A 22,092-nucleotide genomic window follows, 5' to 3' on the forward strand; every position below is an offset into this window, starting at 1 on the left:
CGACGGTCAGCCGTGCACGTGCAGCGGCTTGCCGGCCAAGGCGAGGAAAGCCTCGCCGAGGGCTTCTGTCTGGGTCGGGTGGGCGTGGATCAGCGGAGCCACGTCCTCGGGGTAAGCCTCCCAGCTGTAGATGAGCTGGGCCTCACCGATCAGCTCGCCGACCCGCTCGCCGACCATGGTGACACCGACCACCGGGCCGTCGGGCGCCCTCACGAGCTTGACACCGCCGGCGGTCTTGAGGATCTGGCTCTTGCCGTTGCCCGCGAGGTCGTAGACGAACGTCTCCACGGAGCCGTACTTCTCCTTCGCCGCGGCCTCGGAGAGACCGACCGAGGCGACCTCGGGCTTGCAGTACGTGACGCGCGGGATGCCCGCCTCGTCGATGACCTTGGGATTCTGCCCGGCGATGTCCTCGGCGACGAAGATGCCCTGCTGGAAGCCGCGGTGCGCGAGCTGGAGACCGGGCACGATGTCGCCGACGGCGTACACGCCGGGCACGCTGGTCCGCAGCCGCTCGTCGGTGATCACGAAGCCGCGGTCGGTGGTCACGCCGGCCTCCTCGTAACCGTGGCCCGCGGTGTTCGGGCCGCGGCCGACGGCCACCAGCAGCAGGTCCGCGTCCAGCACGTCGCCCGACTCCAGCGTGATCGACACGCCGGACTCGTTCTGGGTGGCGCCGGTGAACTTCACGCCGGTCTTGAACTTGATGCCGCGCCGCCGGAACGCGCGCTCCAGCTGCTTGGACGCGTACTCGTCCTCGGCCGGGACCAGGCGGGGCAGCGCCTCGACGATGGTCACCTCCGCGCCGAACGACGCCCACACGCTGGCGAACTCCACGCCGATGACGCCGCCGCCGAGCACGACGACCTTCTCCGGGATGAAGTCCAGGTTGAGCGCCTGGTCACTGGTGATGATCCGGCCGCCGATCTCCAGACCGGGCAGGCTGCGGGCGTACGAACCGGTCGCCAGCACCACGTTCTTGCCGGTGTACCGCTGCCCGTTCACCTCGACGGTGTTCGGCCCGACGAACGTGCCCGCGCCCTCGACCAAGGTCACCTTGTTGGCCTTGACCAGGCCCTGGAGACCCTTGTACAGGCGGCTGACCACGCCGTCCTTGTAGGAGTTCACGCCCGCGATGTCGATGCCCTCCAGCGAGGACTTCACCCCGAACTGGTCACCCTCGCGCGCGTTGTCCGCGACCTCCGCCGCGTGCAGCAGCGCCTTGGTCGGGATGCAGCCGCGGTGCAGGCACGTGCCCCCCAGCTTGTCCTTCTCGACCAGGATGACGGACAGGCCCAGCTCGGCCGCGCGGAACGCGCAGGCATAGCCGCCCGAGCCGCCACCGAGGATCACAAGGTCGGCGGACGTGTCGGTCACGTGATCTCCCTGGAGAGCTTGGATGCCTTACTTCGCGCGGGTGCGCGCGTGTGGCTGCCATCTTGTCACTATCGCGCGGATGCCGGCGACGCGGTGTCCTGTTGGCGGGAGATGACGTGCCCTGTCGGCGGGCGGCCGGGTGTCCTGTTGGGAGGATTTGCCCCCGCCTTCACACCCGTTCCGGCACGATGGTGCGGAGAAGTCCCGGCAGGAGGTGGCCCGGTGGGCCTGTTCGACCGTTTTCGCAGGAAGCAGCGCCCGGGTGTGCTGCGTTCGGCCACGTCCACGGACACCGGTCACCTGGAGCAGTGGGCGGGTGCGCGGCGGGGTGTCGAGGCGTACGTCGAGCCGAAGACGACCGTGACGGAGACCACGATCGTGCTGGTCGCGCACGACGGCGAGTGGACGCGGCGCCGGATCGACGGCACGGACGGCGCCAAGCGCCTGGCGAAGAAGCTGGCGATCCCGATCTACGACGCGGGGATCGTCGGGTACCCGAAGCGGATGCGCGAGTACTCCCGGCGCAAGAACCAGGCTTGATCGGGAGTTTCAGTCCCTAGTGGACGATCGTCGTGCTCGGCGTGGCAACGGTTTGTGCCCGGGTCGACCCCTTGTGAGGTCGACCCGGAGCACCAACCGCTAGCCGTTCGCCGCGATGTCGGCCAACACCGCCGCGAGGGTGCGCACCGGAACGCCGGTGCCGCCCTTGGTGGTGTACCCGTACGGACCACCGGAGTGGAACGACGGCCCGGCCACGTCGATGTGCGCCCAGGTCACGCCCTCGGCCACGAACTCGCGCAGGAACACGCCCGCGGTGAGCATGCCGCCGAACCGGTGCCCGGACACGTTCGAGAGGTCCGCCACCCGGGACTCGAGGTCGCCGCGCAGCTCCTCCGGCAACGGCATGGCCCACGCCTGCTCGCCCACCGCACGCCCCAGCTCGGCGACGCGGTCGCGGAAGTCCTCGGTGCCCATGACACCGGACGTCCGCTTGCCGAGCGACACGAGCTGCGCGCCGGTCAGCGTGGACGTCTCGATCAGGTAGTCCGGCTGGTCCTCGCACGCCCGCACGATCGCGTCGGACAGGACCAGCCTGCCCTCGGCGTCGGTGTTGAGCACCTCGACGGTCTTGCCGCCGTACATGGTCAGCACGTCACCGGGCCGGTAGGCGGTGCCGGACGGCATGTTCTCCGCCATCGGCGCCCACGCGGTGATCTCCAGCGGGTACTTCAGCTTCGCGGCCAGGACGACGGTGGCGATCACGGCCGCCGCGCCGCCCATGTCCGAGGTCATCTCGTCCATGCCCGCGGCCGGCTTGATCGAGATGCCGCCGGTGTCGAACGTGATGCCCTTGCCGATCAGCGCGACCTTCTTGCCGGCCTTCGGGCCGCGGTACGTGATGCGGACCAGTCGCGGGGCACGGCTGGAGCCGCCGCCGACGGCGAGGATGCCGCCGAAGCCCTGCTTGCGCAGCGCCTTCTCGTCCAGCACCTCGACCTCGAGCCCTTCGGCCTTGGCCAGGGCGGCGGCCTTCTCCGCGAACGACGCCGGGAACAGGTCGTTCGGCGGGGTGTTGACGAAATCGCGGGTCGTGGCGACGGCCTCGGCGATCGCGGAGGACGCCTTGAGCGTCGCCCGGTGCGCCCGGATGTTGCCCTCGGCCGGCGCGACGAAGTCGACCTTGCCGACCGCGTCGTCGCCCTTGTCCGACTTGTACGCGGTGAACGAGTACGCGCCCAGCACGGTGCCCTCGATCGCGGGCCCGAGGTGCAGGGCGGACAACGTGGAGATCGCGCGCTTGCGGCCGGCCAACGCACGGGCGGCGGCGCCGGACGCGCGGCGGACCTGCTCCTCGGTCACGGTGCCGTCGGCGGCGGGCTTGCCCAGGCCGACCGCGAGCACGACGCGGGCGCCGACCTTGCCCGCGGACGGCAGGGTGACGACCTCCTCGGCCTTGCCGCTCGCGCCGACGGCGTCGAGCAGGTCGAGCAGCGTGCCGTCGAACGCGGCGTTCACCGCCTCGGACGCGCCGGCGAGGGCGAGGCCGTCCGGGCCCTGGAGTGTTCCCACCACCACGGCATCGGCGGCGGTGCTGCTCGGGTCACTGTCGGTGATGGCCAGTTTCGGCGCGGTCACTGCGGCTCCTTGACGGGGTCCTCCCGGCGCTTCCTGGTCTTGCGGCGGGATCGGGGTGGATCGTGACGAATGCTAAAGGTGTCGTTCACACCGGGGACGCCCGCACCTTCGATCGCAAGGAGTAACAATTAACACGAATGGGGGTCGACCGGTCGGCCGGTCGTACTCACCCGCCGCGTGTGTAACTGTGTACCGGTGACAGTCACGCCCCGTGCCGGGGCCGTGGTGCTCGCTCTCGGTGCGACGTTGGGGGCCGGTGTTTTCACCGGGTTCGCCCCCGCCGCGGCACTCGCGGGTCCTTGGTTGATCCCAGGGCTCGTGCTGGCCGCGGTGACCGCGTTGTGCTGCGCGTTCTCCACCGCTGACCAGCACCGCGCCTACCCGGACGCCCCCGGCGGCTACGCCTACATCCGAAATCAACTCGGTCCTTGGCCCGCGCGCATCGGCGCCAGCGCCCACCTGGTCGGCAGAGCCGGGATCGCCGCCGCGTTGGCCGGGATGTTCGGCGCGTACGTGGTCCCCGAATATCGGGTGGCGGCGGCGTTGGGGCTGATCGTGGTGGTGACGGCGCTCGGGGTGGCGGGCTTCGAGTGGAGTGCCCGTCTGAGCATGGCTGCCGTGGGTGTGGTGGTCGGGGTGCTCGCGTTGGTCGTGCTTGTGTGCTTTTCGGTGGCTCCGCCGGAGAACCCTGTGGTGGGGGATGGGGTGGGAGGCGGGCCGGGCTTCGATGGGCTCATGGGTGCGTCGTTGTTGCTGTTCACGGCGTTCGTGGGGTTCGAGCGGGTGACCGCGCCGCAACGTGGTGACCGGGTGTTCTCCGCTCGTGCGCTGCACTTCGCGGTGCCGGTGGTGATCGGTGTCGTGCTGGTGGTGTGCATCGCGGTGTGCGTGGCGGTGCTGCGGCAGCTCGGTCCGGCTCGCCTGGCGTTGTCGCCCGCGCCGTTGCGGGACGCGTTGATCGTGGCGGACGGGCGTTGGCTGCTGCCGGTGCTCGGGTTCGGTGCGGCGGTGGCGGCGGTGTCGTCGCTGTACTTCGTGTTCGCGTCGTCGCGGCGGACGTTGGTGGGGATGGCTGAGGCCGGGGACCTGCCGGCGGTCCGGTCGAGTTGGGCGTTCGAGGTGGTCAGCGCGTTGCTGGCGGTGGTGGGCGTGGTGGCGTTGCCGCCGTCCACGGCGCTGGCGGTGGGGGCGTGTGGGACGGCGTTCTATTACGGCTTCACCAACGCGTCGGCGCGTGTGCTGCTCCAGGAGGACCGGACTTGGCCGATGCGTACGGCTTGTCTGGGGTTGGGGCTGTCTGTGCTGTTGGCGATGAGTGCGCCTGCGGATGCTTTGGTCATTACCGGTGTGGTGCTTGCTCTGGGTGTTGGGGTGCTTGCGCTGGGTCGGGGGTTGGGTCGGGTGCGGCAGGCGGCGCGGGAGGCGGTGCGCTGAACCGCGAGTAGGCCGTCCGGATGGTCGGATGTCCGAGCGTCGGGACAGCGATTTTCTGACGTCCCATAGGCGGCTATCGTGCTGACATGACGACAGCGTTGCCTTTCACCCGGACCCCCAACCCGCAGCCGGCGACCCCGGAGCGCGTTGCGGAGGTACTCGCGAAGCCGGGCTTCGGGCAGCACTTCACCGACCACATGGTGACGATCCGCTGGAACCGCGAACAGGGCTGGCACGACGCCGCGGTCGAGCCCTACCACTCGCTGGAGCTGGACCCGGCGGCCATGGTGCTGCACTACGGCCAGGCGATCTTCGAAGGGCTCAAGGCGTACCGCCAGCCCGACGGATCGATCGCGTCCTTCCGCCCGTCGGCCAACGCCGAGCGCTTCCGCTCGTCCGCGCGCCGGTTGGCCATGCCCGAGCTGCCGGACGAGCTGTTCCTGGAGTCGATCCGGGAGTTGCTCGCGGTGGACTCCCGATGGGTGCCCGCGATTCCCGAGGAGTCGCTGTACCTGCGGCCGTTCTTGTACGCCACCGAGAAGGGCTTGGGCGTGCGGCCCGCGACGGAGTACCTGTACGTGCTCATCGCGTCGCCCGCCGGGTCGTACTTCGCCGGTGGGCTGAAGCCCGTGACGGTGTGGCTGTCGACGGAGTACGTGCGCGCGGCGCCGGGTGGCACGGGGGCGGCCAAGTTCGCGGGCAACTACGCGGCGTCGTTGGTGGCGCAGGCGCAGGCCGCCGACCAGGGCTGCGACCAGGTCGTGTGGCTGGACGCGGTGGAGCGGCGGTGGGTCGAAGAGATGGGTGGGATGAACCTGTTCTTCGTCCTGGGTTCGGGTGCGGACGCCAAGGTGGTCACGCCGGAGTTGTCCGGAGCGTTGCTGCCGGGGATCACGCGTGATTCGTTGCTGCGGTTGGCGGCTGATTTCGGTTATGGGATTGAGGAGCGGCGGATTTCCACTGAAGAGTGGGAGAAGAAGGCCGAGTCCGGTGAGTTGACCGAGGTGTTCGCGTGTGGGACTGCGGCGGTGATCACGCCGGTTGGGCACGTGAAGCACGCGGATGGGGAGTTCAGTGTTTCCGGTGGTCGTACTGGGGACGTGACCATGCAGTTGCGCAACCACCTGACTTCGATTCAGCAAGGGCTTGTGGCTGATCCGCATGGGTGGATGGCGAAAATCGGTTAAGGGGCGGGTTCGGGTTCTGAGGGAACCCGTGCTTGAGTCCGGATCGATTTGACATGGGGCCCGTACGGGCACCCCAGGCAGGCCAAAGCCGGGCAGGCTTGGCGGGAAGTGCGTCCGCCAAGCCTGCCCGGCTTCGACCAGCCTATGGCACCCGAACCCATGTCAAATCGATCCTCGTCGGCCACCTACAGCGAGTTGATGGCCAGGACGGTCAAGGTGGCCGTTTCGCAGGCTGCGCCCAGCACATCGCCGGTGATGCCGCCGAATCGTTTGCGGGTGTGGTGGATCAGGGCCCAAATTAGGACTGCGGCTACGGCGATTGAGAGCGGGCCCTGGATGGGGTGTACGAAATAGCCTGCTATGGCCAGGATTGTCCACCATGTTGCTGCCAGCCATATTGGTTGGGTGCCGGCTACTAGTGCGCCTAGGCCTTCGGGGCGGGCGGCTGGGATGCCTTGTAGGCAGCAGAGGATGAATGCGGCTCGGCCTGCGGTCAGGGCGAGTAGTACGGCTGTCCAGTGGACGGTGGGGAATGCGGCGGCCTGCGCGCCTAGGACGACGATCAGCGCTACTACTGCGAATGGGCCTGCGCCGCCGTCTTTCATCACTGCCAGCGCGCGTTCTGGTGGGCCGTAGCAGCCTAGGCCGTCGGCAGTGTCGGCTAGGCCGTCCAGGTGCATGCCTCGGGTGGCCAGGGCTAGGAAGCCGACGGCCAGGAAGCCTGCTAGTAGGTCGGGTAGTGGTGCTTGGAGCAGTGCGATTACGGCCGCGCCTAGTAGTAGGCCCACTAGGGGTGCGAGCGTGATGGCTCGTTGTGCTGCCCGCGCGTCGACCTTGTCGGAGGCGACGCGGACGGGCAGCACCGTCAGCCAGGAGAGTGCCAACCGCATCAGGCGGGTCCGGAGACGCCCGCGCTGTCGAAGGTCGCCATCTCGGCCAGGATGCGGGTCGCCATCACTACCAGTGGCAGCGCTGCGACTGCGCCTGAGCCCTCACCTAGTCGCATGTCGAACTCCAGCAACGGTTCCAGGCTCAGGTGGCCCAGGGCCAGTGCGTGCGAGGGCTCGGCGGAACGGTGGCCGGCTACCCACCACTCGCGTGCGCCCGGTGCCAGTTCCTCGGCGACGACGGCCGCTGCGCCGGAGACCACGCCGTCCAGGATGACGGGGGTCTTGCGCACTGCCGCTTGCGCCAGGAAGCCGGCCATGGCGGCGATGTCCGCGCCTGACGCGGCGGCCAGCAGGGCTACCGGGTCGTTGATCACGGGTCGTGCGCGGCGGAGGGCGTCTCGGATTGCGGCTGTTTTGCGCATCCAGCCTTGGTCGTCGATGCCCGTGCCACGGCCGACCACGGCGACCGGTTCTGATCCGGTCAGCGCGGCGATGAGCACCGCTGCCGGTGTCGTGTTGCCGATGCCCATGTCGCCGGCGATGAGCAGGTCTGCGCCGCCATCTACTTCGTCGTCCACTAGCTTGCGGCCCGTCTCGATGGCCCGCTCGGCCTCTTCGAGGGTCAGCGCGTCCTCGCGGTCGATGGAGCCTGAACTGCGGCGCACCTTGAGGTCGCCTACCGACGTCTCCGAGTCGACCGACATGTCGACCACGCGCACCGTCGCGCCGGCCACGTTGGCCAGCACGTTCACCGCCGCGCCACCGGACAGGAAGTTGGCCACCATCTGGCCGGTGACCTCGCTCGGGTACGCCGACACGCCGTGCCTCGCCACCCCATGATCACCCGCGAACACCACTACGCGGGGTCGGGTGAATGGTCTGGGCGGGCATTTGCCCTGGCATCCCGCGACCCAGATGCCCAGGTCCTCCAGCCTGCCCAGCGAACCGGGGGGCTTGGTGAGGGAGCCGTGCCTGGCGACGGCCTGGCTCCGGGCGTCCTCGCTCGGCGGCTCGACGGGCGGGAACTCGATCGTCACCGACTACCTCCGGGTTCGCGCAGTCGCAGTGGGATTCCGGCGACGACCAGCAGCACCTCGTCGCACACCTCGGCCAGCCGCGCGTTGAGCGAACCGAGGTGATCACGGAAGAGCCTGCCAGAGTGCGTGCTGGGCACGACGCCTAGGCCGACCTCCGCCGACACCAAGACCAACCGGGCGCGGGTGTGGGCCACCGCGCGGACCAGTGCGGCGCACTCGTGCTCGACCTGGCCCATGCCGTGGCCTTCCCATGCGCCTGCGTCGTCCAGCACGCCGTTGAGCCAGGTGGCGATGTCGTCCACCAGGATCGGCGGGTCGGACTCGCTGGTGGCGGTGAGAAGGGTGATGAGGTCGTTGGGCGCGGGCGCCTCGACCGTGTTCCACGTCGTGGGACGGCGGGCCACGTGCTGGGCGATCCGCAGCTCCCAGTCCGCGTCGTCCGGGTACCGCCGCGCGGTGGCCACGTACGTCACGACGTCGTCGGCCACCAGCCCTTCGGCGTGCGCGGACTTGCCTGAACGGGCACCGCCCAACACCAGTGTCCGACGCGTCACACCGCACTCCAACTGTTCCGAGAGGACATAGCCTGACCGGGACGTTACCCGGAGTGCACATCGGGAGGAGATCGTCGTGGAGTACCGCTGGAGGTACCAGGACGAGCAGGGCCGCGACGTCGACGGGCCGAAGGTCGCGTTCCCGGACCAGACCGCGGCCGAGGACTGGTTCGGCGCGGCGTGGGGCGAGTTGCGGGAGGCCGGTGTCGCCCAGGTGACGCTGCTGCGCAACGAGTCCGAGGTCTACGGCCCGATGTCCCTCGCCCCGGCCGAGTAGCCGGGATGGGGAGAAGGTCGGCAAGGTGGAGCTGTTTCCCGGTGGTCCGGGTCGCCTTCGCCGGTGATCGCGCGGTGGAGGTCGACTCCGACTGATCGGGGTCCGGCTGGTGGCTGTTCAAGGGCTGTCGGTCGGGTGGGGGCGCAATGCCGCGGTGGCCGCGGCCCGGACGGCTGGATGCGGGTCGTGCAGAGCGGCTGCCAGGCGGTCGTGGAGGTCGGCCGGACCGGTGCGGCCCAGGGCGGTGGCGGCGTTGGCGCGGACCCGGGGTCTGGGATCGTTCAGAGCGTCCGTCAGTGGCGCGAGCGCTTCGGCGATCGGCAGGCGCCCCAGTGCGGCGGCGGCGCGGGAGCGGATCAGTTCGTCCTCGTCCTGCAAGGCCCTGGTCAGCACGTGGACGTCGCGTGCTTCGGCGCATTGCCCGATGACCCAGGCAGAGGCGCGGCGGACGACCGGGTTCCGCTGCCATGAGGGCAGGCGAGGCGGTGCGCCGATCCGGGCGAGGGCTTGTCCGGCTAGCTTGCGGGTCCGCCGGTCGGTCGTGGTCAGCAGGACCTCCAACAGGGTTGGTGTGACTGAACGGTCGGCCAGCCGCACGAGTCCTGTGAGCGCGACGCGGACGTGGCGGCCGTCACACGCCGCCGCCAAGCGCCTGACCGCGCGGTGATCACCGTGCTCGGCCAGCACCCGGATGGCGCGTTCGCGGACGGCCGGGTCGCCGTCGTCGGTGGCGGCGAGGGCGGCGGGGACGACCAGTGGGCCGCCGAGTCGCGACAAGGTCAGCAGGGCGGCCTCGCGGACGGTCGCCTGCGGGTGGTCGAGCATCGATTGGACGGCCGGCGTCGCCTGGTCCGACCCGATCTTGGCCAGCGCCCCCAGCGCAGCTTGTGTGTTGTCGGGCGTGTGCAGCGCGTTGATTAGCGCGCTGGTCGCGTCGGCGATGCGCAGGTGACCGAGGGCGAACGCGACCGCGCATCCGCCTGGGGCGCGGGAACGCAGGTGCTCGATCAGCGCGGGGCCGACGCGAGGGTCGCCTGCACGAGCGAGCACGTGGGCGATGTCGTGCGCGCCGCCGTGATCCGCGTTCGGCAACGCGTCGGCCAGGATCATCAGCCGTTGCGGGTGCGCGGATTCGGCGATTCGCTGCGTGGCGTAGCGGCGCGTCCAGGACCACGGCCGGCCTGGCCGGTTCACCAGTGCGACGAGCTGGTCGAAGACCTCCGTCACGGTCCGGGCCGTGAGGCCGCGCACGGCCGACCCGACCACGCTGGAGTCCGGATCGGACAGCGCCTCCACCATGATCGTCTGGTGTGCGGGATCGCGGAGCTCGGCGAGGGCGCTGATCGCGATGGTGCGCACCGCCCGGCTCGGGTGCGCGGTCATCGCGGCCAACCAGCGGCTACCCGCCGGGTCGGACAGCAGCGCCTTGTCGTGTGCGTGCTGGTAGAGCTCTTTGTACGCCTCGGTACAGCCGGCCGGTCCCGTCGGCTCGAGGCGGACCAACCGGGCCACTAGATCGTCACCGGAACGCCGGTCGGTCGGTTCGCGCACGACCTCAGTGAACGGGCAGGCCGGTGAACTGGCGGTGAGCGTTGTCCGTGTCACACGAACGCCCCGCCCGGATCGGGCGGGGCGTTCGGGCTTGACGCGCGTCAGGGGGGTGACGGTGAAGCGCGGGTCGGTCTCCACGACGCCTTCGAGCACGTCGTCGATCTTCTGCATCGCCCAGGTGACGCTGCTGCGCGACGAGTCGGAGGTCTACGGCCCGATGTCCCTCGCCCCGGCCGAGTAGACCGGGGCGAGCGGCCTCGTCACGGGGTGGGCGCTTCGCTGTCGGTAATGCGGTCAGGTCGCCGTCGAGCCGCTGCCGGAGCACGATTCACGACTTCCGGGTTTCTGGTGCGGTCCTACCGTGTCACCGGGGCTTGATGCTGCGATTGCGCCGCAAACCGGGCAGTGTCCCGAAGCCATCGGTCACCTCTCCGCTAGGTCTTGCTTCCTGACGATCGTTTCGGGTTCCCTGTGGTTGTCGCCACGGTCCGGCGCGCTGTTGACGACCATGAGGTCGATCTTCACGCCATCGCGGAACGAGACCCGCAACACCTTGCCTTGAGGGCCTCTGTCGATCTCTTCGACGCCGATGACATCCGGGTGGTCAGCACCATTGATCATCTCCACGAGCAACGCGCGGAACCGGGGGTTTCGCATCTTCAGAACGCCTCTCGCGGGATCTCGTAGGGCTGGTGGTGCGGGATGCCCGGACCTTCGACGGTTTGCGCCATCACCACGGAAGTGGCTCCGTTCGCGTGGCGCACCCTCAGGAGGTTGTGGCGTTTGTGCTGGTCGTCAGGGTGCATGATGTTGTCTACGCCGACGATCTCGTCATGGTCGAGCGCGTCGAGCTGGTCCTTCATCCACCCTGTGAACTCCGTGATTCGCACGGCTCGATCCTCCCACGCCATGCCGTACAGGGGCGTGATGTCCCCCAGGAGGGCCGATCGGCCGGCAGTGTCCGACGACTGGTCGAGACTCATTGCGTCGCCAGCCGCCGTAGCTCGGGGATCTTCGCACCGAGCATCCAGTAGAACTTCTCCGCCGCGTCAGGCGTCAGCGCGACGGTTGCCACCTGGTCGAAGCTGACTTCGTACTCGCCGTCGGCGTTGATCCCTTCCTTGAACTCCGCCTCGCTGCTGATCCTGATGTACGAGGAGTGCTCGACCCCGTTACCGGGCTGGATGACCATCTGCAACTCGCCTTCTGCTTGTAGTGCCTCTGCTGCGTCGCCGGCCGTTGGGGCGGACGTTCACGTGCTGTGCGTGTCGACTGCGCGCCTTGCCGCTTCGCGCACCTTCCGGATCGCGCGGTCCGCTGCGTTGAGCTTCGGGCATTCCCACGCGGACGTGACGGTGCAGACCGCGTCCATCAACGCGATGGCTTCACCCGTTGTGAGGCTGACGTGCACAATTACGTGGCTGCCCGCCGCTGCTTGTAGCCGGGGCGCGCTTTGCGTCGCGTCTTTCGGCCGCACCGTCATGACGACGTGCCGGCTGCGCCGATCATGGAGGCCCGGAACTTGGCGGCCAACGTCGCCTGCGAGTTGCCGTTCAGGACAACGATCAACACCTTGGCCGACTGACCGTAACGGCCGATGCCGACGATGGCCGCGACCTGGCGATTGCCGAGGTCGACGGCGTTGATCCGGTGGAGGCTCTCGATTCCGCTGGCCATGCGTCGGACGTTAAGAGCACGCTTGGCCGGCGGAATCACACGTTGTGAACTTCGGGCTCAGTTCACCCGATCGGTGCTACGCCCATCCGCCATGCGAGGCCACGCAATTCCCGGCCGCCGGCATCACGTTCCGCGCGGCGCAGCATGGCTGCGACCGCTTCGCGGACGAACACGTCACCCCGGACGTGTTGGGGTGCGAGATGTTCGGCGCGCAACAGCAAGCGCAGTCCCGCCTCGGCCGTTCGTTTCTCGCTGATCAGGCCCCGTCCGACCGTGGAGTAGAAGACGGCTTGCCGTGCTGGGCTTGGGATCTTTTCGACCGGCACGCCGCGTGCGGTTTCTGCGACTTTCGCCCCGTCGCCGAGTTCCATCCCGATGGTGGCCCGCCAGATTCCGACGTTAATGCGGCCGAACCACACCTGCGCGAACTGGCCGACGTCGAGGTCGGCCCGGTCGGCGATCGCGTCGGCTTCGGCGAGGTGGGTCATGGCGGTGTCGCGGTCGGCTTGTGCTGCGGCGGCAAGCGCTGCGGACAGTTGCAGTTGTCCGTATGCCTGCGCGACGTCGATGTCGTCGAGGTGCGAGGTGAGTGTGTCGGCCATGGCGACGGCCCGCTGGTACTGCCGGGCGCGGTTGAGGCTTCCGGTGGTGACTCCGCGCAGCCACGCTGCGTAGCCCTTCCAAGCGGGTACGGCGAGGTCGTCGGCGCACTGCCGCACCCGCATCGCTGCCATCAGGGTAAGGCCGTCGCTGCGTAGCAACCTGGCCACCCACGTGGCGGATGAGTAACAGCGCAACAAGCCGAGCAGCACCACGGCGCGTAGCCCCGGTTCCCGTACGTACAAGGCGTGGAGTTCGCCGAGCAGACCGGGCAGGAGGGTGGCTTGGGTCGCGTAGTCGGCGCGGATCTGCATTAGTTCCACGAGCCGGTCCACGTCTGCCGCGACGGCCGGCCACTCGCGTGCCGGGTCGCCGGGATCATCGCCGATCTCGTAGGCATCGAGCGTGGCTGCCAACGCGACGAGGTCGGGATGGATTTCGGTGGACCTGTCGTGGTCCCGGTCCCACGGGCGGCCGGTCAGTTCCGTAGGCGCGACCCGCAGCGCGCGGGCCAACGCTTCAAGGGTTTGGCGTCGCGTGACAGGCCGCTTCCCGTTTTCGATCATGCTCAGGTAGCTCGCGGACATGCCGGCCAAATCGGCGGTGGCTTTCAGGTTCATGCCGCGCCACGAACGGACCTCGCGTACACGGCGACCGATGTAGGTGTCGTCCAAGACACACCTCGCCTGTCTTCACCGAGAGTCGTCGCGCTTCTTCACCGACGCCCTCGACGGTCGAACCGTGGCGACTGCCTCGGTGAAGAAACAGGTGACACCAGCGTACCGAGAAAGACATCAACAGCTTCCGGCTCGTCTTCGATGACGCGTGGGACGCGGCGCGGGCAGGACGCGTCATCCGGGACACGAAGGACCGGGGTAGAGGTCACCTGACCTTCCCGGCGCGCTCGTTCGCGAGCTTCATCGAGTCCCGGAAGAACCCGAACCAGCGGTAAGCGCGAACGGGGCACCCCACGTTTGGGGGTGCCCCGTTCGTCACTCGACCAGGGTCAGGGAGTGACGGTGAAGCGCGGGTCGGTCTCCACGACACCTTCGAGCACGTCGTCGATCTTCTTCATCAGGTCCTCGTCCAGCTTCACGCCGGCGGCCTTCACGTTCTCGCGCACCTGCTCGGGGCGGGACGCGCCGATGATCGCGCTCGCCACGTTCGGGTTCTGGAGCACCCAGGCGACGGCCAGCTGGGCGAGGCTGAGGCCGGCTTCGGCCGCCAGCGGCTTGAGGAGCTGGACCTTCTCCAGCACCTCGTCGCGCAGGAAGCGCTGGATGAACTTCGCGCCGGTCTCGTCGGTCGCGCGGGAGCCCGCGGGCACCGGCTGACCGGGCAGGTACTTGCCGGTGAGCACGCCCTGGCCGATGGGGGACCAGACGATCTGGCTGACGCCCTCGCGCTCCGAGGTCGGCACGACCTGCGGCTCGATGACGCGCCACAGCATCGAGTACTGCGGCTGGTTCGAGATGAACGGCACCTTCAGCTCACGTGCCAGCGCCGCGCCCCGGGCGATCTGCTCGGCGTTCCACTCGGACACGCCGATGTAGAGCGCCTTGCCCTGGCGGACGACGTCGGCGAAGGCCAGCATCGTCTCCTCCAGCGGCACCGACTTGTCGTACCGGTGGGCCTGGTAGAGGTCGACGTAGTCGGTCTGGAGGCGCGTGAGGGAGCCGTCGATCGACTCCATGATGTGCTTGCGACCCAGGCCCTTGTCGTTCGGGCCGCCAGGCCCCGTGGGCCAGAAGACCTTGGTGAAGATCTCCAACGAGGCGCGGCGCTCGCCCTTGAGGGCACGGCCGAGCACGTCCTCCGCCTTGGTGTTGGCGTACACGTCGGCCGTGTCGAACGTGGTGATGCCCGCGTCGAGAGCCGCACGGACGCAGGCCGTCGCCTGGTCCTCTTCGACCTGCGAACCGTGGGTGAGCCAGTTGCCGTACGAGATCTCGCTGATGTTCAGGCCACTGCGGCCGAGACGTCGGAACTCCATGGTCTCAGCCTAGTACCGGATCGTTCGGGTTGCTAATGAACTCCGCGTGGGACGGCCTCAGACCTTGTCGCCGGGGCTCACCCGCGGCTTGGGGACGCGCAGGCGGCGGAGCTGGCTGGCGCGGATGAACGAGTACCAGCCGATGGACAGGCCGCGGCTGGTTTCGCTCGGGAACTTCAGCCGCACCCGCTTGGTCACCATCCGGCCGAGCACGAAGCCCTCGACGATCATCGCCAGCAGCATGAACGTGGTCAGCAGCGTGGCGTACGACTGCACCTGGGGCATCGGCACGAGCAGCGCCACGAACACCAGGATGGCCAGCGGCATGAACAGGCCCATCAGGTTGCGGCGCGAGTCGACCACGTCGCGGATGTAGGCCTTCACCGGGCCGCGGTCGCGGGGCAGGAGGTACTTGTCCTCGCCGGCCATCATCCGCTTGCGGCGCTCGGCCGCCGCCGCACGGCTCTCTTCCTTGGACATCTTGGGCCCACGGGTCACGCGCGCGCGCTTCAACGCCTCGCGCTGCGTCCTGGGCGGTGGCGGGACGGGGCCGCGGCGCTTGCCCTCCGCCTCTCGGCGCTTCGGTGTGGGCCGTCCCTTGCCCTGGGTGCGCGACGGATCGGCCGGGTTCACCTCCGCCGGCGTGTTCTCGGCGGTGGTGTCAGCGGCTTCGTCGGCGTTTCGGCGCAGGAACCTCACCGCACCAGAGTAGGAGATGCCCCGATAAGTACTGTTCGCCAGGTGCGAGTTGTGATTGCGCCGGACTGCTTCGGCGGAACGTTGACCGCGCGGGAGGTCGCCGAGGCCGTGGCCGAGGGCTGGCACCGCACCGCTCCCGACGACGAACTCCACCTGCGCCCGTTGGCCGATGGCGGCCCGGGTTTCGTGGACGTCCTGCACACCGCCTTGGGCGGCGTGCTCCACACGGCGACCGTCACCGGTCCACTCGGCACGCCCGTCCAGGCGCGCTGGCTGGAGCACGACGGCACCGCCTACATCGAGTCCGCCCAGGCCTGTGGCCTGCACCTCATCCCGTCCGACCAGCGCGCGCGGACCGCCGAGACCGCCACCACCAGGGGTGTCGGCGAGCTGATCGGCTTGGCGCGGGACGCCCGCACGATCGTGGTCGGCCTGGGCGGCTCGGGCACCACGGACGGGGGCGAGGGCCTGCGGGAGACGGTCGGGCACGTCACCGCCCGCCTTGTCGCCGCGGCCGACGTCGAGAACGTGCTGTTGGGCCCGAACGGCGCCGCGCACACGTTCGGCCCGCAGAAGGGCGCGTCACCGGAAGCGGTGGAACGCCTGGAGGCACGGCTGGCCGCGATGGACGAGCTGGCCGACGTGCGGGACCGGCCCGGCGCGGGTGCCGCGGGTGGTCTCGGGGCCGCGCTGATGGCCCTGGGCGCGACGGTCGAGTCCGGCGCGGGGATGGTCCGCTCGCTCACCCGGCTGGACGACGCGCTGGACCACGCCGACCTGGCCGTCACCGGTGAGGGCAGTTTCGACTGGCAGTCGCTGCGCGGGAAGCTGGTGACCGCCGTGGCACGGGGTGCGGCTGAACGCGGGTTGCCGTGCGTCGTCCTGGCCGGTCAGGTCACTGTGGGTAGGCGTGAGGCGGGCGCCGCGGGCGTGCAGGAGTCGTACGCGGTGGCCGAGCACGCGGGGTCGGTGGAGCGGAGCATGGCCGACCCGGCGGGCACGCTGGCCGACCTCGCGGCGCACGTGGCGAGTCACTGGTCACAACGCCGACCCTGACGGCTGTGCGACCATGGGGGTAGGAACAAAGCGGGTACTTCCCGTGTTGCCCGGAATAGATGCCCGCAAAGGACCTCTGAGGGAGAGCCATGACGACCGCTCAGGACGCAGTCACCACGACTCCTGACGCCCCGCCGACCCACGGTGTGACGCTGACCGACGCGGCAGCCGCGAAGGCGAAGGCGCTGCTCGACCAGGAGGGCCGCGACGACATGCACCTGCGCATCGCCGTCCAGCCCGGTGGTTGCGCGGGGCTGCGTTACCAGCTGTTCTTCGACGAGCGCTCGCTCGACGGTGACGCGCTGCGCGACTTCAACGGCATGAAGGTGGCCGTCGACCGCATGAGCGTGCCCTACGTCGAGGGCGCGGTGATCGACTTCGTCGACACGATCGAGAAGCAGGGTTTCACCATCGACAACCCGAACGCCGGCGGTTCGTGCGCCTGCGGCGACTCGTTCCACTGATCGACCGCTGGATTCGCAGCAACCACGGGAAGGGCCTTCGCCACGCGGCGAGGGCCCTTCCCGTTTGCGGTCGGACGGCAAAGGCCCCCGCCGTGGCGGGGGCCTTGTGCTGATGGGTCAGACGTACGCGTCCAGGTCCGCGACCTGCGCGTAGTTGGCGTCGTCCACCTGCCACGGCCGCGCGGTCCGCGGTTCGGGGAGGGACTTGGTCTCGCCGCGCAGCTCCCGCGGCAGGTCGGTGCAGTCCTCGATCAGCTGGTCCAGCGTGTCCGCCTCGGTGTTCCTCACAGCGCGACCGTAAGCGGGTAAATCGCTTGACAAAAGCCCTACCGGACGGTAGCCGCCCGGTAGGGCCATCTCACACGTGTGCGGCGAGCGGAGCGGGGGTCGGGACTGCCGGTCGCACGGTCACCCGGCCGACGACCAGCGCCACCGCCACGCCGAGGATGCTCGCCACGCCGCCGACGGTGCCGACCCACTGGAGGCCGAGCCCGCTGGTCAGCACCACACCGCCGAGCATCGGGCCCAGCGCCGCCGCCACGTTGAACGCGGAGATGTTCACCGAGGCGACCAGCCCGGCCGCCGAACCCGCCTGACCCATCAGGTACGTGTGGACCAGCGGACCGGCGGTGAACGCGCTGGCGCCCAGCACGAACACGCTCACCACCGCCCCCACCTTGCTCTCCAGCATCAGGCCCTGGGCGAGCAGCGCCACGCCGAGCACGGCCAGCGGGATCGGCAGGACGCGGGAGATGTTGTGCATCGGCACCTTGCCCGCGAGCGTGCTGCCGACGAGGGTCCCCAAGCCGTACACGAGCAGCACACCGGTCACCCAGCCCGGCTCGAACCCCGTCACCTCCCGCAACGCGGGCGCGACGTACGTGAACGCGGTGATCAGGCCGGTGAACGACAGGACCGTCGTGGCCAGGCCCAGCAGCACGGTCCGCCGGCCGAACGCGAACAGGCTGGCCCGCACACCGGGGTCCGGCTGGTGCGCGACCTTCGGCGTGCCGAGCACGACCCCGACGAAACCGATCGCCGTCAACGCCGCGACCAGCACGAACGACGCCCGCCAGCCGTAGTTCTGGCCGATCAGCGTGCCGAGCGGGATGCCGAGGATGGTGGACAGCGCGACACCGTTGACGACCTTGGCGATGGCCGCGGTCTGCTTCTCCGGCGGCACGGCGGCGATGGCGATCTGCGAGGCCACCGCGAAGAACAGGCCCTGGGCCAGCGCGCCGACCATGCGCGCGACCATGAGCAACGTGTAGTCGTCCGCCAGGGCGCTGGCGACGGCGGCGACGAAGGCCAACGCCATGACGGAGATCAGGAGCGTGCGGCGCGAGATGCGCCCGGTGAACACGGTGAGAACCGGACCGCCCACGGCGACCGAGACGGCGTAAGCGGTCACCAGCAGGCCTGCGGTCGGCACGTCCACACCGAGGTCCGCGGCGACCTCCGGCAGGACGCCCACGATGATGAACTCGGATGTCCCCACGGCAAAAGCGCTGAGCATCAGGATGAAGGCGATCACGGGGAAGACGCTAAAGTGTGACACTGACGTCAGGGTCAAGGTTGCGTGATCGAAGGCTCTTTACGGCGGGAGTGGGAATAAGTGCTGATCGGCGAGCTCGCGGAGAAGACCGGCGCCACGGTGCGCATGTTGCGCTACTACGACCAGCACGGACTGCTGACCCCGCAGCGCACGCAAGGCCGCTACCGCGTCTACGACGAGTCCGATGTGGAACGGGTGCGCAGCGTCCGCTGCCTCATCAGCTCCGGCCTGAACATCCGGCTGGTCCGGCTGGTGCTCGCGCACGCGTTCGACCAGGACGTCCAGCTGCCGGAGGACGAGGCGGGCTGCGTGCCGCTGCTGGAGATGCTGACCGAGGAGCTGACGTCCGTCGAGGCCAGGATCACGCAGCTGACCAGCAGCAAGGCACACCTGACCCGGCTCGTCGGCGACGTGACGCGGATCATGGCGGAGAAGTTCGGCGACCGGGCCCGGTGCCGGGACGCGGCAACGGAAGAGGCCCCCGGCACGAGTGCCGAGGGCCTCCACAGTGGACGGCGTGCCGTCAGAGCTTGACGGGGTAGTGCGGCTCCGGCACGACCGGACGGATCCGGCCCTCCACGAAGATCCCGTGCCAGATCATGAACACCAGCAGCGCCCAGATCCGCCGGCTGTGGTCGGCCACGCCCGACCGGTGCTCCTCGATGACCCGCAGCACCGCGTTCTTGTCGAGGTACTGGTCGGTCTGCGACTGGCGCACGTGCTCCACCGCCCAGTCGTGCATCTCGTCCTTCAGCCAGTGCCGGATCGGCACCGGGAAGCCCAGCTTGCGCCGGTTCAGCACGTGCGCGGGCACGATGTCGCGGATCGCCCGGCGCAGCGCGTGCTTGGTGGTCTCCTTGGTGAGCTTCAGCTCGGAGGGCACCTGCGACGCGATCCGGAACACCTCCGGGTCCAGGAACGGCACCCGCAGCTCCAGCGAGTTCGCCATGGTCACCTTGTCGGCCTTGACCAGGATGTCCCCGCGCAGCCACGTGAACAGGTCGACGTGCTGCATCCGCGTCACCGGGTCCCAGCCCTCGGACTCCCGGTACACGTGCGCCGTCACGTCCTTGTGCGACACGTCCGGGTTGTACGTGCGCAGCACCTGCTGGATCTGGTCGTCCATGAAGATCCGCGCGTTGCCGTAGTAGCGCTCCTCCAGCGTGAGCGCGCCCCGCCGCAGCAGGTCCTTGCCGCGCACGCCCTGCGGGATCTTCGTGGACACCTTGCCCATGGCCTTGCGCAGCGCGCTCGGCACCTTCTCGAACGGAGCCAGCGACAACGGCTCGCGGTAGATCGTGTAGCCGCCGAACAGCTCGTCCGCGCCCTCGCCCGACAGCACGACCTTCACGTGCTGGCGCGCCTCGCGGGCGATGAACCACAGCGGCACCAGCGCCGGGTCCGCCACCGGGTCGTCCAGGTACCAGGTGATCAGCGGCAGGGAATCCATCATCTCCTGCGCCGTCACCGCCCGGACCACGTGCTTCACGCCGATCGCGGCGGCCGACTCGGCGGCCACGTCGATCTCCGAGTAGCCCTGCCGCTCGAACCCCGTGGTGAACGTGATCAGGTCCGGGTTGTGCTCCTTGGCCAGCGCCGCGACCACGGTCGAGTCGATGCCGCCGGACAGGAACGAGCCGACCGTCACGTCCGCGCGCATGTGCTTGGCCACCGAATCGCGCAGCGCCTCGGTGATCTCGTCGTACAGCCGGTTCTCGTCCGCGTCGCCACGCACCGCGCGCGGCCGGAACGTCGCCGGGAAGTACCGCTCCACCACCGGCTTGCCGCCCGGCGTGACGGTGAACGACGTGCCGGACTCGACGCGGTGGATGCCGGTCTGCAACGACTCCGGCTCCGGCACGTACTGGAGGATCAGGTAGTGCTGGAGCGCCTTCAGGTCAACCTCGGGCGTGATGCCGATCGTCGGCGCCAGCTCCAACACGGACTTCTTCTCGCTGGAGAACGCCACCCCGCCGGGACCGACCGCGTAGTACAGCGGCTTGATGCCGAACGGGTCACGCGCGCCGAACACCACCCGGCGAGCCTTGTCCCAGATCAGGAACGCGAACATGCCGCGCAGCCGACCGACCGCGGCCGGGCCCCAGTAGTGGTAGGCCGCCACGATCGTCTCGGTGTCGCCGTCCGTGGCGAACACCGCGCCGAACTGCTTGGTCAACTCCGCGCGCAGCTCCACGTAGTTGTAGATCTCGCCGTTGAACAGGATCGCGTACCGACCCTGCTGGTCGTGCGGACCCCAGTGCAGGGGTTGGTGTGAGTGCTCGATGTCGATGATGGACAGACGGTTGAAGCCGAAGACGACCTCACCGCCCTGCCAGGTGCCGCTCTCGTCGGGGCCGCGGTGCCGCTGGCAGCGCAGTGCCCCAGCCACCGCCGAGCGCGCCCGCTGGGCCTCGATCTCGCCAGGGCAAACCAGTCCTACCAGGCCGCACACGCCGTAAACACCCTTCGTGTCGTGTGGAGAAGAGTCCAGTATGCCGGGGGGTGGGTGTGTGACCGAAACTGCACCGCACGCGTACAGCCCCCAAGGGGTGACGTGCCATGCGCTGGGCTACGCTCCCGCATGATCCGGCATGGGGCGAAATCGCACCCCTGCCTGCGAGCTTTTGAGTAGTGGTCGAAGGCAACGAGGAGGCGGCGAGCAGTGGGCCTGAAGGAGGGCACCAGGGCAGCCCGGCTGGCGAAGGTCGGCGGGCTGGTCGGCCTGGTCGGCGTCGGGGCCACGGGTTGCTCCACGGAAGAGGTGCTGCGCTTCGGTTGGCCGGTGGCCGTGACGCCGCAGGCCGAGGCGATGCGCGAGCTGTGGACCTGGTCGGTCGTCGCGGCACTCGCGGTCGGCGTGATCGTGTGGGGCCTGATCCTCTGGTCCGTGGCGTTCCACCGCAAGAAGAGCGAGGAGCTGCCCCGCCAGGTCGCCTACAACCTGCCGCTGGAGCTCGTGCTGCTGGTCGTGCCGACGATCATCGTCGCGGTGTTGTTCTACTTCACCGCGGTGACGCAGAACTACGTCACGGACAAGAGCAAGACGCCCGACGTCACGGTCGACGTGATCGCGTTCCAGTGGAACTGGGAGTTCCAGTACCCCCAGTACAAGACCGAGGCCGCGAGCCTTCCGGTGAGCACCGTCGGCTCGTCCGGCGAGATCCCGCTCCTGGTGGTGCCGCAGGGCAAGTCGATCCGGTTCAACCTGCGGTCGACCGACGTCATCCACTCGTTCTACGTGCCGGAGTTCCACTTCAAGCGGGACGTCTTCCCCGAGCCGGAGAAGAACAACCAGGACAACTCGTTCCAGATCGACCAGATCGACCGGACCGGGTCGTTCGTCGGTCGCTGCGCCGAGCTGTGCGGCGTGTACCACGCCGTGATGAACTTCGAGGTCAGGGCGCTGGAATCGGCTGATTTCGACCGGTACATCGAGTTGCGGCAGCAGACGAACCCGGCGACCGCGCAGCCGTACACGGCCGCTCAGGCGCTGACCGAGCTGGACTGCGGCGAGCTGTGCACGCCGCACGCCGTGACGACCAGGCCCTTCGACACCGACCGGACCGTCCGCGAGGCGTCCGGCGGCGGGAAGTAGGAGGACGCTG

The 22,092-nt window shown here is 69.2% G+C and carries 26 protein-coding genes; 10 read left to right on the top strand and 16 right to left on the bottom strand.

The window, feature by feature from the left end; all coding sequences use genetic code 11:
* Nucleotides 1-6: 6 nt before the first annotated feature.
* A complete protein-coding gene (gene lpdA / locus F4560_RS40675; protein ID WP_184928336.1) occupies nt 7-1,377 on the bottom strand; it encodes a dihydrolipoyl dehydrogenase in 1,371 nt (456 codons plus the stop codon).
* A 222-nt stretch (nt 1,378-1,599) separates the two neighbouring features.
* Here lpdA and F4560_RS40680 point away from each other — a divergent pair, with 222 nt between their 5' ends.
* Nucleotides 1,600-1,917 (top strand): hypothetical protein, encoded by a 318-nt coding sequence (locus F4560_RS40680; protein WP_033437239.1) that lies wholly within the window; start codon nt 1,600-1,602, stop codon nt 1,915-1,917.
* A gap of 99 nt (nt 1,918-2,016) precedes the next feature.
* Here F4560_RS40680 and F4560_RS40685 read toward each other — a convergent pair whose 3' ends face one another.
* A complete protein-coding gene (locus F4560_RS40685) occupies nt 2,017-3,513 on the bottom strand; it encodes a leucyl aminopeptidase (protein WP_184928337.1) in 1,497 nt (498 codons plus the stop codon).
* Nucleotides 3,514-3,708: 195 nt separating this feature from the next.
* Here F4560_RS40685 and F4560_RS40690 point away from each other — a divergent pair, with 195 nt between their 5' ends.
* Both F4560_RS40690 and F4560_RS40695 read left to right on the top strand, forming a co-directional pair.
* The gene (locus F4560_RS40690) at nt 3,709-4,947 is read left to right on the top strand and encodes an APC family permease (RefSeq protein ID WP_184928338.1); all 1,239 of its coding nucleotides are present in this window, start codon (nt 3,709-3,711) and stop codon (nt 4,945-4,947) included.
* Between the two features lie 86 nt (nt 4,948-5,033).
* Nucleotides 5,034-6,134 carry a branched-chain amino acid aminotransferase gene (locus tag F4560_RS40695; protein ID WP_184928339.1) on the top strand — a complete coding sequence of 367 codons (1,101 nt, stop codon included), beginning with the start codon at nt 5,034-5,036 and terminating at the stop codon, nt 6,132-6,134.
* Between the two features lie 185 nt (nt 6,135-6,319).
* Here F4560_RS40695 and F4560_RS40700 read toward each other — a convergent pair whose 3' ends face one another.
* The 3 genes from F4560_RS40700 to cobU are packed head-to-tail and all read right to left on the bottom strand — an operon-like array spanning nt 6,320 to nt 8,615.
* Nucleotides 6,320-7,024 carry an adenosylcobinamide-GDP ribazoletransferase gene (locus F4560_RS40700; RefSeq protein ID WP_184928340.1) on the bottom strand — a complete coding sequence of 235 codons (705 nt, stop codon included), beginning with the start codon at nt 7,022-7,024 and terminating at the stop codon, nt 6,320-6,322.
* Nucleotides 7,024-8,061: a nicotinate-nucleotide--dimethylbenzimidazole phosphoribosyltransferase gene (gene cobT, locus F4560_RS40705; protein WP_184928341.1), complete on the bottom strand. Its 1,038-nt coding sequence runs from the start codon at nt 8,059-8,061 to the stop codon at nt 7,024-7,026. The genes F4560_RS40700 and cobT overlap by 1 nt, the downstream gene beginning before the upstream one ends.
* A complete protein-coding gene (gene cobU / locus F4560_RS40710) occupies nt 8,058-8,615 on the bottom strand; it encodes a bifunctional adenosylcobinamide kinase/adenosylcobinamide-phosphate guanylyltransferase (RefSeq protein WP_184928342.1) in 558 nt (185 codons plus the stop codon). The genes cobT and cobU overlap by 4 nt, the downstream gene beginning before the upstream one ends.
* A 76-nt stretch (nt 8,616-8,691) precedes the next feature.
* On the opposite strand from cobU, the gene F4560_RS40715 reads away from it, so the two are divergent.
* Complete coding sequence (locus tag F4560_RS40715) at nt 8,692-8,892, top strand: hypothetical protein (protein WP_184928343.1); 201 nt, start codon at nt 8,692-8,694, stop codon at nt 8,890-8,892.
* Nucleotides 8,893-9,009: 117 nt separating this feature from the next.
* Here the strand turns inward: F4560_RS40715 and F4560_RS40720 are convergent, their stop codons facing one another.
* Entirely contained in the window at nt 9,010-10,443 is a 1,434-nt protein-coding gene (locus F4560_RS40720) for a HEAT repeat domain-containing protein (protein WP_184928344.1), read from the bottom strand.
* Nucleotides 10,444-10,558: 115 nt separating this feature from the next.
* Here F4560_RS40720 and F4560_RS45865 point away from each other — a divergent pair, with 115 nt between their 5' ends.
* Nucleotides 10,559-10,684: a hypothetical protein gene (locus tag F4560_RS45865; RefSeq protein ID WP_281391998.1), complete on the top strand. Its 126-nt coding sequence runs from the start codon at nt 10,559-10,561 to the stop codon at nt 10,682-10,684.
* A 182-nt stretch (nt 10,685-10,866) separates the two neighbouring features.
* Here F4560_RS45865 and F4560_RS40725 read toward each other — a convergent pair whose 3' ends face one another.
* The 5 genes from F4560_RS40725 to F4560_RS40750 all read right to left on the bottom strand — a co-directional run bounded on the left by F4560_RS40725 (nt 10,867) and on the right by F4560_RS40750 (nt 13,394).
* Nucleotides 10,867-11,100, bottom strand: a complete 234-nt coding sequence (locus tag F4560_RS40725) for a hypothetical protein (protein ID WP_184928345.1) — start codon at nt 11,098-11,100, stop codon at nt 10,867-10,869.
* 2 nt (nt 11,101-11,102) lie between these two features.
* Nucleotides 11,103-11,333 carry a hypothetical protein gene (locus tag F4560_RS40730; protein WP_184928346.1) on the bottom strand — a complete coding sequence of 77 codons (231 nt, stop codon included), beginning with the start codon at nt 11,331-11,333 and terminating at the stop codon, nt 11,103-11,105.
* Between the two features lie 89 nt (nt 11,334-11,422).
* On the bottom strand, nt 11,423-11,635 hold the full coding sequence (locus tag F4560_RS40735; protein WP_184928347.1) for a hypothetical protein: 213 nt from the start codon (nt 11,633-11,635) through the stop codon (nt 11,423-11,425).
* Between the two features lie 287 nt (nt 11,636-11,922).
* Nucleotides 11,923-12,120 carry a hypothetical protein gene (locus F4560_RS40745; protein ID WP_184928349.1) on the bottom strand — a complete coding sequence of 66 codons (198 nt, stop codon included), beginning with the start codon at nt 12,118-12,120 and terminating at the stop codon, nt 11,923-11,925.
* Nucleotides 12,121-12,182: 62 nt separating this feature from the next.
* Entirely contained in the window at nt 12,183-13,394 is a 1,212-nt protein-coding gene (locus F4560_RS40750; protein ID WP_184928350.1) for a helix-turn-helix domain-containing protein, read from the bottom strand.
* A gap of 179 nt (nt 13,395-13,573) precedes the next feature.
* Between F4560_RS40750 and F4560_RS46760 the strand changes: the two genes are divergently transcribed.
* Nucleotides 13,574-13,672, top strand: a complete 99-nt coding sequence (locus F4560_RS46760; protein ID WP_376775438.1) for a DUF397 domain-containing protein — start codon at nt 13,574-13,576, stop codon at nt 13,670-13,672.
* A 54-nt stretch (nt 13,673-13,726) separates the two neighbouring features.
* Here F4560_RS46760 and F4560_RS40760 read toward each other — a convergent pair whose 3' ends face one another.
* Both F4560_RS40760 and F4560_RS40765 read right to left on the bottom strand, forming a co-directional pair.
* Nucleotides 13,727-14,713: an aldo/keto reductase family protein gene (locus tag F4560_RS40760; RefSeq protein WP_184928351.1), complete on the bottom strand. Its 987-nt coding sequence runs from the start codon at nt 14,711-14,713 to the stop codon at nt 13,727-13,729.
* Between the two features lie 57 nt (nt 14,714-14,770).
* Nucleotides 14,771-15,412 carry a DUF3043 domain-containing protein gene (locus tag F4560_RS40765; protein ID WP_184928352.1) on the bottom strand — a complete coding sequence of 214 codons (642 nt, stop codon included), beginning with the start codon at nt 15,410-15,412 and terminating at the stop codon, nt 14,771-14,773.
* A gap of 42 nt (nt 15,413-15,454) precedes the next feature.
* On the opposite strand from F4560_RS40765, the gene F4560_RS40770 reads away from it, so the two are divergent.
* Both F4560_RS40770 and F4560_RS40775 read left to right on the top strand, forming a co-directional pair.
* Nucleotides 15,455-16,468 carry a glycerate kinase family protein gene (locus F4560_RS40770; protein ID WP_184928353.1) on the top strand — a complete coding sequence of 338 codons (1,014 nt, stop codon included), beginning with the start codon at nt 15,455-15,457 and terminating at the stop codon, nt 16,466-16,468.
* Nucleotides 16,469-16,557: 89 nt separating this feature from the next.
* Nucleotides 16,558-16,932: a HesB/IscA family protein gene (locus F4560_RS40775; protein WP_184928354.1), complete on the top strand. Its 375-nt coding sequence runs from the start codon at nt 16,558-16,560 to the stop codon at nt 16,930-16,932.
* Between the two features lie 117 nt (nt 16,933-17,049).
* On the opposite strand, the gene F4560_RS40780 is transcribed toward F4560_RS40775, so the two are convergent.
* Nucleotides 17,050-17,220, bottom strand: coding sequence for a hypothetical protein (locus F4560_RS40780; RefSeq protein WP_184928355.1), 171 nt, complete (start codon nt 17,218-17,220; stop codon nt 17,050-17,052).
* 70 nt (nt 17,221-17,290) lie between these two features.
* The gene (locus F4560_RS40785; protein WP_312869784.1) at nt 17,291-18,466 is read right to left on the bottom strand and encodes an MFS transporter; all 1,176 of its coding nucleotides are present in this window, start codon (nt 18,464-18,466) and stop codon (nt 17,291-17,293) included.
* Between the two features lie 81 nt (nt 18,467-18,547).
* On the opposite strand from F4560_RS40785, the gene F4560_RS40790 reads away from it, so the two are divergent.
* Nucleotides 18,548-19,021: a MerR family transcriptional regulator gene (locus F4560_RS40790; protein ID WP_184928356.1), complete on the top strand. Its 474-nt coding sequence runs from the start codon at nt 18,548-18,550 to the stop codon at nt 19,019-19,021.
* Here the strand turns inward: F4560_RS40790 and asnB are convergent.
* Complete coding sequence (gene asnB / locus F4560_RS40795; protein ID WP_184928357.1) at nt 19,011-20,939, bottom strand: asparagine synthase (glutamine-hydrolyzing); 1,929 nt, start codon at nt 20,937-20,939, stop codon at nt 19,011-19,013. The genes F4560_RS40790 and asnB overlap by 11 nt on opposite strands.
* A 210-nt stretch (nt 20,940-21,149) precedes the next feature.
* Between asnB and ctaC the strand changes: the two genes are divergently transcribed.
* Nucleotides 21,150-22,082: an aa3-type cytochrome oxidase subunit II gene (ctaC, locus tag F4560_RS40800; protein ID WP_184928358.1), complete on the top strand. Its 933-nt coding sequence runs from the start codon at nt 21,150-21,152 to the stop codon at nt 22,080-22,082.
* The last annotated feature ends 10 nt before the right edge of the window (nt 22,083-22,092 follow it).

It is taken from the genome of Saccharothrix ecbatanensis (assembly GCF_014205015.1).
GTDB lineage: Bacteria > Actinomycetota > Actinomycetes > Mycobacteriales > Pseudonocardiaceae > Actinosynnema > Actinosynnema ecbatanense.